Source organism: Paenibacillus sp. GCM10027629, from assembly GCF_042676425.1.
Lineage (GTDB): Bacteria > Bacillota > Bacilli > Paenibacillales > Paenibacillaceae > Paenibacillus_K > Paenibacillus_K terrigena.
Window position 1 is genome coordinate 97,930 of sequence record NZ_JBHTGZ010000014.1, and the last position, 9,904, is coordinate 107,833.

The 9,904-nt window shown below is 45.9% G+C and carries 9 protein-coding genes, 8 tRNA genes and 1 rRNA gene; all 18 read right to left on the bottom strand.

The genetic code is table 11. The features are described 5' to 3' along the window. Positions 1-96 precede the first annotated feature (96 nt). Positions 97-1,020, bottom strand: a complete 924-nt coding sequence (locus ACFQZR_RS25320; protein ID WP_379351166.1) for a polysaccharide deacetylase family protein — start codon at positions 1,018-1,020, stop codon at positions 97-99. Between the two features lie 150 nt (positions 1,021-1,170). Further along, the gene (locus ACFQZR_RS25325) at positions 1,171-1,653 is read right to left on the bottom strand and encodes an acyltransferase (RefSeq protein ID WP_379351167.1); all 483 of its coding nucleotides are present in this window, start codon (positions 1,651-1,653) and stop codon (positions 1,171-1,173) included. Next, on the bottom strand, positions 1,650-2,303 hold the full coding sequence (ppaX, locus tag ACFQZR_RS25330) for a pyrophosphatase PpaX (RefSeq protein WP_379351168.1): 654 nt from the start codon (positions 2,301-2,303) through the stop codon (positions 1,650-1,652). The genes ACFQZR_RS25325 and ppaX overlap by 4 nt, the downstream gene beginning before the upstream one ends. After that, entirely contained in the window at positions 2,300-3,352 is a 1,053-nt protein-coding gene (lgt, locus tag ACFQZR_RS25335) for a prolipoprotein diacylglyceryl transferase (RefSeq protein WP_379351169.1), read from the bottom strand. The genes ppaX and lgt overlap by 4 nt, the downstream gene beginning before the upstream one ends. Positions 3,353-3,387: 35 nt before the next feature. Continuing rightward, positions 3,388-4,326 carry an HPr(Ser) kinase/phosphatase gene (gene hprK, locus ACFQZR_RS25340; RefSeq protein ID WP_018759064.1) on the bottom strand — a complete coding sequence of 313 codons (939 nt, stop codon included), beginning with the start codon at positions 4,324-4,326 and terminating at the stop codon, positions 3,388-3,390. A gap of 153 nt (positions 4,327-4,479) precedes the next feature. Beyond that, positions 4,480-5,607, bottom strand: coding sequence for an ABC transporter ATP-binding protein (locus ACFQZR_RS25345; RefSeq protein ID WP_379351170.1), 1,128 nt, complete (start codon positions 5,605-5,607; stop codon positions 4,480-4,482). Between the two features lie 89 nt (positions 5,608-5,696). Beyond that, positions 5,697-6,728, bottom strand: a complete 1,032-nt coding sequence (locus tag ACFQZR_RS25350) for a PucR family transcriptional regulator (RefSeq protein ID WP_379351171.1) — start codon at positions 6,726-6,728, stop codon at positions 5,697-5,699. A 157-nt stretch (positions 6,729-6,885) separates the two neighbouring features. Beyond that, complete coding sequence (locus ACFQZR_RS25355) at positions 6,886-7,776, bottom strand: C40 family peptidase (RefSeq protein WP_379351172.1); 891 nt, start codon at positions 7,774-7,776, stop codon at positions 6,886-6,888. Between the two features lie 35 nt (positions 7,777-7,811). Next, positions 7,812-8,822: a glycosyltransferase family 4 protein gene (locus tag ACFQZR_RS25360; protein ID WP_379351173.1), complete on the bottom strand. Its 1,011-nt coding sequence runs from the start codon at positions 8,820-8,822 to the stop codon at positions 7,812-7,814. A gap of 62 nt (positions 8,823-8,884) precedes the next feature. Further along, positions 8,885-8,960: transfer RNA gene (locus ACFQZR_RS25365), tRNA-Lys, on the bottom strand. Positions 8,961-8,978: 18 nt separating this feature from the next. Further along, positions 8,979-9,063: transfer RNA gene (locus tag ACFQZR_RS25370), tRNA-Tyr, on the bottom strand. A gap of 52 nt (positions 9,064-9,115) precedes the next feature. Next, a tRNA-Phe gene (locus tag ACFQZR_RS25375) sits at positions 9,116-9,191 on the bottom strand. Positions 9,192-9,258: 67 nt separating this feature from the next. Continuing rightward, a tRNA-Asp gene (locus ACFQZR_RS25380) sits at positions 9,259-9,335 on the bottom strand. Positions 9,336-9,352: 17 nt separating this feature from the next. Then, positions 9,353-9,428: transfer RNA gene (locus tag ACFQZR_RS25385), tRNA-Thr, on the bottom strand. 9 nt (positions 9,429-9,437) lie between these two features. Beyond that, a tRNA-Val gene (locus tag ACFQZR_RS25390) sits at positions 9,438-9,513 on the bottom strand. 9 nt (positions 9,514-9,522) lie between these two features. After that, a tRNA-Met gene (locus ACFQZR_RS25395) sits at positions 9,523-9,599 on the bottom strand. Between the two features lie 41 nt (positions 9,600-9,640). Further along, positions 9,641-9,732 (bottom strand) — tRNA-Ser (locus tag ACFQZR_RS25400). 92 nt (positions 9,733-9,824) lie between these two features. Then, positions 9,825-9,904, bottom strand: a 23S ribosomal RNA gene (locus ACFQZR_RS25405); the annotation flags it as partial.

A 9,904-nucleotide genomic window follows, 5' to 3' on the forward strand; every position in this document is an offset into this window, starting at 1 on the left:
GAATCTAATCACTCTTCATGAGAAACACAACAAAGCCCAGCAACCTTCATGTTCAACCATGAAAGCCGCTGGGCTTTATATGCTGTAGAGCAAATGCTATACGGTTGGCAGCATGGAATAAGGTGTCATTGGGTGAATATCCTGCCGTCTGCCCTGATGCTTCATCAACTGAATCAGCTTATCCGGATTCATCTTCTGATTCCCTGCATTCAACCGATACCCGATACGATCCGCACGTGTATTGATGCCCGCATTTACGGTGAACATGAGCGAGATATCCGTCTTCTTAGCAACTTGAATGACTTCAGGACGATATGCACCATAAGGGAAAGCCAACACACCATACGTATTTCCAAGTTTTTGACGCAGCATCCGCTCCGATAGAGTCAGATCCTTCGTAACGCGAATCGTGAATTCCTCTTTTGTCTCAATACGCTTGTAGTCTTTCAAATAAAGACGTTTGGACAGCACAGGCTTCATATCGCCCTTCCCATTATAAGGACCATATTGATGGGAATCAAACGTGTGATTGAAGAAGCTCATCCCGCCTGCTTTCATCTCCTTCATTTGCTCCCATGATAATTTTGGACGTCCTACGTGCTTCGGGTTATCAATCGATGAGACGATGACGAAGTTGGTCGCCGTCAACCGCCACTTTTTCAGAATCGGATAGACTTCTGTGTAGAAGCTCTCATATCCATCGTCAAATGTCAGCAATACAGCATTATTAGGTACGGGTTTATGATCTAACATAAACGCAACATAATCGTCCATCGAGATCACCCGAAAACCACGATTGACGATGGTTTCCAGTTGATCATTGAAGAGCTCAGGCGAAATGATCGATTTGATCTTCGGGTTATCCGAAATCTCATGATACATAAGAACCAAGACTTTATCTTTATAATAAACTCCATTTGGAACAGAATTAGGTTTCGCCACCGCTCTCTCTCCGCCACCACCAAGCAATTCAATCATCATTAACATGACTGCCCCTAGCAGCCCTATTTTCCACTTCATTCCCCTAAATACCTCCCCAGACAACCCATGGAACAAAAATCCATGACATACTCGCTACATTAAATTACCATGTTTTCTGGAATACGTCATTCTATTTTCACAAAAAAATACCTACAGCACGGGACCGTAGGTATCTGCTTCTATGTTAGGTTATTTGGGGGAGATGATCTGCATCGGATTGCCACCGACAAATTGGCCTGCTGCCACATCTTTGTGTACGACGGAACCTGCCGCTACAACCGCATGGTCGCCAATCGTCACCCCAGGTAAAATCGTGGAGTTCGCACCGATCATGACGTTGGAACCAATCTTCACATCCCCTAGGCGATATTCCTTGATTAAATATTCATGGGCCAGAATCGTCGTATTGTAGCCAATAATTGAGTTATCGCCAATAGTAATACGTTCAGGAAAGAACACATCCACCATGACCATCAGGCCAAACGCCGTGTCTTTGCCAATTTTCATGCCAAGCATATGGCGATAGATCCAATTCTTTAACGGTAAATGAGGACAATATCTAGCCATTTGAATGCAAATAAAGTTTTTGACGCCCTTCCATGGACTGACTGTGCGGTAAATTTGCCAGAGCGCATTCGATCCTTCTACGGGATATCGCTCAACATTTCTCACACGCCATCCTGCTCCAATCCGACTAAGGTGTATAAATCCCGCATATCATGAATGACATGCTTCGGCTCGTATGGCCTTAACGCAGCCTCACCTTTCAGTGACCAACCGACAGCAACGGAAATGGCACCAGCCGCATTCGCAGCTTGAATATCTGCCGGGCTGTCACCCACCATCAATGTCGTCGCAGGATTCGCGCCTAGCTGATTCATGGCCATTAATACCGGTTCCGGGTGCGGCTTTGGATGTTCCACATCTAGAATCGTAACAACCGTTCCCAGATAAGGAAATAAGCCAAACATCTGTAAGGCGCGTTCTGTCGTCTCACGAACCTTGGTTGTAACCACTCCGAGCTTAATCCCGTGACGATGTAAATTCTCAATGACTTCAAGTACATAGGGAAACTCACGTACCAATTCATCATGCCGTTCACGATTATATGTCCGATAAGCATCTACGAATGGCGTAACATCCTCTTGCCCTGTGAACTGACGCATCTGACTCTCAAGCGTCTGCCCCATGCTCGGAATGATCTGTTCGCGTGTGAACGTCGGCGGTGTATGTTCTTTGAGTACATGGAGGAATGTCTCAATAATTAATTCATTCGTATCAATAATCGTACCATCTAAATCAAATAAAACTGTTTCAATCACGATGTAGGCTCCTTCTTGTCTGACGACTCACCGGCTGAGCCATCCTCATGTTGCGGAGTGCGGTTAACTGGTTCTGCGACGCTTGTTGCCTGGACTGCTGCAGCGATCTCTTGTACCGCAGAGGTTTTCGTATTGATAATTGGATCTAAGTAACGTGTGTTAGCATAGCCTTTGACGCGGCGCACGATAATTATAATAATCGCTGCGACAATAATCAGAATCGCGAGCAATTGCGAGATACGTACATTGCCGTAAGCTGGATCCAAATGACCTGGTTCGAACACGACTTCCATTGGCGCCCAGAAGAATCCGACGAAGGAAGCGAGCCAATCGGGGCCGAGGAATGCAAGGCTATCCGTCCGCAGACCTTCCACGAAGAAACGTCCTACTGAATACCAAATGAAATAAGACATGAATAATTCCCCTGCGCGCAAGAAGGATTGACGACGCAGCACGAAGAGTATAAGCATCCCGATGAGATTCCATACCGATTCATACAAAAATGTCGGATGATGATAGACCATGCCTGCAGCTTCTTGCACATACATCTGATTGACGATAAAATCCGGTAAATGAAGCGTATTGCGAAGGAAGGACTCTGACACAGGGCCGCCGTATGCCTCTTGGTTTACGAAATTCCCCCAACGGCCAATCATCTGCCCTGCCAATAAGGCAGGCGCACAAATATCCGCAATTCGCCAGAATGAATATCCCTTCTTGCGGACCAAGATGATCGCACAGATAATCGCACCGATGAGCGCGCCATAGATTGCGATCCCACCGTTCCATATTTTGAACACATCCAAGAGATTGTCCTTATATTCATCCCATTTAAACGCAACATAATAAATCCGCGCACCAATGATTGCTGAAGGTACACCGAACAATAACAAATCCATGAAGAAATCTTGCGGAATGCCGAATCGATTACCTTCGCGAATCGCAATTAATAAACCCACTAACGCCGCAGTTCCGAGGATGATGCCATACCAATGAACAGCAATCGGTCCGATAGAAAATGCGATAGGGTTCAACAACAAATATTGCATAACTCACACTCCTACTTCTGTCCAATTCGTAAATCTTAATCCAAATCGTCCGTATCCTCGGAGATCGTCTCTGTCAGCTTATTCGTAAACTGCAAAGCAGCGTTATAACCCATCCGTTTCAGGCGATAGTTCATCGCAGCTACCTCAATAATAACGGCTAAGTTTCGGCCCGGACGAACAGGGATCGTAACGAGTGGAATATCCGTATCAATAATCCGTGTTTTCTCTTCATCAAGCCCAAGACGATCATATTGCTTGTCTTGCTGCCAAGCCTCCAGCTTGATGACAACACTAATACGCTTATTGTTCCGTACCGCACCGGCACCGAACAATGTCATCACATTGATGATCCCGATCCCACGGATTTCGAGCAAGTGCCGAATCAATTCGGGTGCAGTTGCATGCAGCTGGAAATCGGAAGTTTGGCGAATTTCCACCGCATCATCCGCGACAAGGCGATGACCGCGCTTCACGAGTTCTAGTGCTGTCTCACTTTTACCAATTCCGCTGCTTCCTGTGATGAGCATCCCTACACCATATACATCGACGAGTACGCCGTGAATCGTTGTCGTAGGTGCGAGGCGTCTCTCCAGGAATCCTGTAATCCTACTTGAAAGAGTTGTCGTTGCAACTGGGCTGCGTAATAATGCAATATTCTTCTCATTCGCCAAATCAACAAACTCTTGCGGAACATCCAAATTTCTTGTGACGACGATACATGGTGTCTCTTCTGAACCAAATTGCTCAATCCGGCTCTTCCGCTCTTCAGGCGATAGCATCTGGAAGAAAGCCAGTTCCGTCTTCCCTAGAATTTGCACGCGGTCAACGGGATGATATTCGAAGTAACCCGCCATCTCAAGACCTGGACGGTATAGATCATCGACCTTAATGACGTGTTTTAATCCTGCTTCCCCTGCAAGAACCTCTAAGTTGAATTGTTCGACCAATTCTGAAACTTTTACCTTCTTAGACATATCTTCCTCTCCTTATCACCGATGTCATTATCGTAGCTGATCTTGGCATTGAAATCAAATTCTATACGCCATATGAGGCAATAACTCCACAAATTTATGAGAAAAACCGCCCTGCAAGAGGACGGTTTTTGATTATAACACGCTATGACGTGCTTACGCTTCGTATTGGAATACGTTCAGCTCATTTTCTTTATCGAATACATGAATTTTGTTCATGTCGATTGCTAGCTTAATGTTTTGACCTTCTTTAGTATTCGAACGTCCGTCTACACGAGCGATTACGCTGTCTTTACCTACACCGTTCAAGTATAGCAACATTTCATGACCCAAGTTCTCGGATACTTCAACATGTGCGCTGAAGATGCTGTTAGGCGATGCTTCCAAGAATACTGGCTCTTCATGCATATCCTCAGGACGAACACCAAGAATAACTTTTTTGCCAATGTAGCCTTTATCTTTAAGTGCTTGAGCTTTACCAGCTGGCACCTCAACATCAAGTCCAGTTGCTCTAAAACGAACTGCTCCACCTTGCTCAGACAAGTCACCTTCGATGAAGTTCATTGTAGGAGCGCCGATAAATCCAGCTACGAAGATGTTCGTAGGGTGGTTGTACAGAATGTCAGGGGAAGCTGCTTGTTGGATGATACCGTCTTTCATAACAACGATACGATCACCCATCGTCATTGCCTCGATTTGGTCATGCGTTACGTAGATAACAGTTGTCTCTAGACGCTTAGCCAATTTGGAGATTTCCGCACGCATTTGTCCACGAAGTTTCGCGTCCAAGTTGGAGAGCGGCTCATCCATCAAGAATACTTGCGGTTCACGAACGATCGCACGGCCCAAGGCAACACGCTGACGTTGACCACCAGAAAGTGCTTTTGGTTTACGATCTAGTAAGTGCTCGATATCAAGGATTTTCGCTGCTTCACGAACACGTTTGTCGATGTCGTCTTTTTTGAACTTACGAAGTTTCAAACCAAACGCCATGTTTTGATATACGTTCATATGTGGATACAATGCATAGGATTGGAATACCATCGCGATATCGCGATCTTTCGGCGCTACATCATTTACGACACGATCTCCAATATACAATTTACCTTCGGAGATTTCCTCCAAACCTGCGATCATACGAAGTGTTGTTGATTTACCGCAACCGGATGGACCAACCAATACTAAGAATTCTTTATCTTGAATGTCTAAGTTAACATCGATTACTGTCGCTTTGTCGGAACCTGCATATTTTTTGTAGATGTGCTCTAATTTAACGCCTGCCATTGAATATTCCCCCTACACAGAGATTTATTTTGTACACTTATCTTATCTCATGTCCCATCATCTGACTATACACATACTTCACAAAAATACTACTTCCTTTTCGTCACTTTATACAATAAGAGAATCAACTTTACAAGAACCGCATCGCCAAACGTTCTTACGTCAAGCCCTGTCTCTTGTTTAATCTTATCCAATCTATATAATAGCGTATTCCGATGGATGTATAATTTCTTGGCGGTATCACTAACATTGCAATCCAGTAAGAAGAAGGCCTCAAGCGTTGTCAGGGTCTCTGGATCTAGGAACACATCGCTGCGAGAGAGCACCCGATCGATAAATTGTCTGCGTACCCCATCTGGGATACTGTTAATTAAACGCTCCATATGCAGCATCCACGGCAGATGAATGTTCGATGTGACATGGAAAGCTCGTCCGAGATACATGGTCTCTCGTAATAATCCTACCGTCGATAGGAGCGTATGGGCAGGTACCATCGGATAAGATATAGCTAGATGACATTCCCCAAGCCATTCATTCGATAAAAGTTCGTACAGCCCTTCGCAGAACAAAGCCAACGCTTCTTCCGGCTTCTCTGAACCGTCGTCTTCCCGATCTTCGGCTGATGCCAAGAGTTCCTCCGCACATAAAATGAGCCATTCTTTCTCTTCGAGCGGAATCAAGTACACTTCACCGCCAAAATATGACTTAAGCAGCTTATAGAGCTCCGTATAAGTCGTGTGCGTCAATTGCGGATGCTCCGAGACGAGTAGGAAAGGAATCATCGAAGGCAGCAATCGGCTTTTTAATCCGATACTCTCCGGAAGCTCCTCATCTTGCACGCCTGTGTATTGCCCGCCAAGTTTCCCATGGATCCACTGACCCAGTTGGTTCGCCCGTTGTTCTTCACTGCTTCCCGATTTATGACTTCCTTCCTTATTCGATAACTGTGAAAATTGTAGAATCCACTCAATTAGTGCACGTTCCGCCCCGGTCAAATTATCCGATTCGACAGTCAACAGTTCAACATCCGAACCGACCTTCTGATGCCAGCGAAAATAAACCTTACCACCCAACTCAATGCTAAGCGCCTGTTCATTCATCACATCAGCTGACTCTTGCATTGATCGCCATTCGGTTTCTGAGCATGCTACTACAGAACATGTTACGCCCAACAGCTTCTCCAATCTGCTCTTTGTTGCCATATCCGTCATTAGCCCAACCGCCTCTATCCGAATCATTCACTGCTTGTTCGCTACTATTGTAACATAACCAATAGAATTATTTCACGACGCGACGAGCCATGACGAATCGCTGCCTCCAGATCGGATGATTTATTGCCGTATATTGAACGCCGCCTTTTCCATAGGTATGGATCATCAAACCACTACCCGCATACATGGCCACGTGTGCAATTTGCCGACGGGACTGTTTGCCGGTAAAAAATAATAAGTCTCCAACGCGAAGCTCCTGCTGGGAGATACGCTCCCCCACCTTCGCTTGTTGTCTGGATACACGTGGCAGCGAAATGCCTTCCTTCGCATAGATGGTCTTGATAAAAGATGAACAGTCGAACGTATCCGTCTGCCCGTAACGAGCACCAAGCACATAGGGTACGCCAATATAGTTCCCCGCACGCAATACGAGAGAGAACCGCATGCGATCCGTTTGTGATAAGACGCGTCGGACGCCAAGTAGAGGGTACCGACGGTTCACTTCCTTCATCGAGCGGTAGACAATTGACTGTTCAGGGCCAGCATAGGCAATGTGCTCTTGGTCAACGACCACCGAGACCCACATCTGCTGACCATTATTCGGATGCGAATCGCCATAGTACAATAAATCACCAGGCAGCCACGCAGCTGCAATTCGCGCTACAGGTATTCCAACTTGATATTGCCCTTCAACTTCTTTGGGCATATGAACGTCCAGCTTGTGAAAAATATCCGTCATCATCGCAGCAGTAGTAAGACTCGATGGTTGTACTGGCGAAAGAGATAGGGCTGCTTTGTTTTTTTGTGCCCATGCAATTTGTGAGAAAGGGAAGGAATCTGTATCCTTTCCGTGTACCTCTCCTTCTTCTGCATGAACGAGTGATGCCCCCAGTCCTAAAGATACCGTTAGGAATATAAGCAATACACCCAGCCATAACAGCCGGAATATGTGATGCATGTTACCTTGTGCCTCCTTCAATTTTGCCAGTTGCATTAAGGCATGGAGAGCATAACGACAATCGACAGCAGGCCAAATAATACCGTAACCAGGTATATGAATGATACAACCTGCGGCTGCGTTAACCCCCAGCGCATTAATGCATGATGTGTATGTAATTTATCCGCACGATGTAGTCCTTTACCTTCCTTAAGACGTCTGGAGAACACGATAATGGTGTCCAAGATCGGAAAGCCTAAAGCAAGCATCGGAATGAGAATGGTGACGAAAGCTGTACTTTTGAATGAACCGTTCACAGCAATGACAGCCAGTGTATACCCCAGGAACGTCGCTCCCGCATCACCCATAAAAATTTTAGCTGGATAGAAATTATATAGTAGAAAACCTAAACATACGCCGCACAGCGCAATCGTGACGATCGCAGTCTCAGCATCTCCTTTGATAAGTGCAACGACGCATAACGTCAATGAGGAAATCGAGGCTACACCCGCAGCTAACCCATCTACGCCATCGATGAAATTCATCATATTCGTCATGGAAAATACCCATACCACTGTCGATACATAGACGAACCAGCTAGGAAACATCAGCATCCCTTCATGGAAATCACGAATGCCGGTAATCTGGATATGGAACCATAGCGGGATGGTGGCCGTCAGCAAATAGATGATCAATCTCGGCCACACAGGGAATTCCCGCCCAAGTGCCTTAAATCCATCATCGACTAGACCAATGATAACTAATAATGTCCCGCCAATTGTAATCGATAAGGATAGCGCATCAAACCCTCGCATGAGGAGAATCGTCACCATAAATCCTATATAGATAGCGATTCCACCCATCAGTGGAATCGGATTATCATGAATTTTACGCGTCGTAGGTCGGTCAACAAATTTCATGCGGATCGCCAAAAGACGTACGATTGGCACAACAGCAGCAACGATACCAAAACTAATGACAAGTGCAAGAATATATCGGATTGGTGATCCCCCCAGGATAAGACAGTGCTTTGTGCTGGTAGTCTCCCCCGATTCCTTCGAAAGCATGCAAAAAACGCTTCAAGTCAAATGACCTGAAGCGTTGAATGTACATGATTTAGATAAAAAACTGGTGAGCCATGAAGGACTCGAACCTTCGACACCCTGATTAAAAGTCAGGTGCTCTACCAACTGAGCTAATGGCTCTTATTAAAAAATAAGAAATGGTGGAGGCTGATGGATTCGAACCACCGAACTCGGAGAGAGCAGATTTACAGTCTGCCGTGTTTAGCCACTTCACTAAGCCTCCATACTATTCAATTATGATTCCCATAAGTGTTAACCTTATGCTAGGAATCAAATGGTGGCTCGGGACGGAATCGAACCGCCGACACGAGGATTTTCAGTCCTCTGCTCTACCGACTGAGCTACCGAGCCATAATGAGATTTTGAGCAAAAAAATAAAGTGTAGGAGATGTTAGTCTCTCCACTTTAGGTAATATAATGGCGGAGCTGACGGGATTCGAACCCGCGGTCTCCTGCGTGACAGGCAGGCATGTTAGGCCTCTACACCACAGCTCCATATGCAATTATATTGATGGTGCCGTCGAGAGGACTTGAACCCCCAACCTACTGATTACAAGTCAGTTGCTCTACCAGTTGAGCTACAACGGCGTATTAAGATGGTGGAGGCTAACGGGATCGAACCGCTGACCCTCTGCTTGTAAGGCAGATGCTCTCCCAGCTGAGCTAAGCCTCCGTATAAAATTGGTAGCGGCGAAGGGAATCGAACCCCCGACCTCACGGGTATGAACCGTACGCTCTAGCCAGCTGAGCTACACCGCCACATTATTACTTATTATATCTCATTTGAGTTGCTTGTACAATGGCGGAGAGAGAGGGATTCGAACCCTCGCACCACTTACGCAGTCTAACCCCTTAGCAGAGGGTCCCCTTATAGCCACTTGGGTATCTCTCCAACTGAGATATCGTAAGGATATCAGGAATATCCAGCACTTAAGCCTTTTGCTCCCTGAAAACCGGATGCGAAATAAATTTGCGTTTTATATTTAGGATAAGCCCTCGACCGATTAGTATTGGTCAGCTCCACACATTGCTGTGCTTCCACCTCCAACCTATCAACCTCGTCG

What these genes read in the sequence shown, in the direction of transcription:
- ACFQZR_RS25320 (WP_379351166.1), bottom strand. Translation starts at nt 1,020, where the DNA reads ATGAAGTGGAAAATAGGGCTGCTAGGGGCAGTCATGTTAATGATGATT.
- lgt (WP_379351169.1), bottom strand. Translation starts at nt 3,352, where the DNA reads ATGCAATATTTGTTGTTGAACCCTATCGCATTTTCTATCGGACCGATT.
- hprK (WP_018759064.1), bottom strand. Translation starts at nt 4,326, where the DNA reads ATGTCTAAGAAGGTAAAAGTTTCAGAATTGGTCGAACAATTCAACTTA.
- ACFQZR_RS25345 (WP_379351170.1), bottom strand. Translation starts at nt 5,607, where the DNA reads ATGGCAGGCGTTAAATTAGAGCACATCTACAAAAAATATGCAGGTTCC.
- ACFQZR_RS25350 (WP_379351171.1), bottom strand. Translation starts at nt 6,728, where the DNA reads ATGCAAGAGTCAGCTGATGTGATGAATGAACAGGCGCTTAGCATTGAG.
- ACFQZR_RS25355 (WP_379351172.1), bottom strand. Translation starts at nt 7,776, where the DNA reads ATGCATCACATATTCCGGCTGTTATGGCTGGGTGTATTGCTTATATTC.
- ACFQZR_RS25360 (WP_379351173.1), bottom strand. Translation starts at nt 8,822, where the DNA reads ATGCTTTCGAAGGAATCGGGGGAGACTACCAGCACAAAGCACTGTCTT.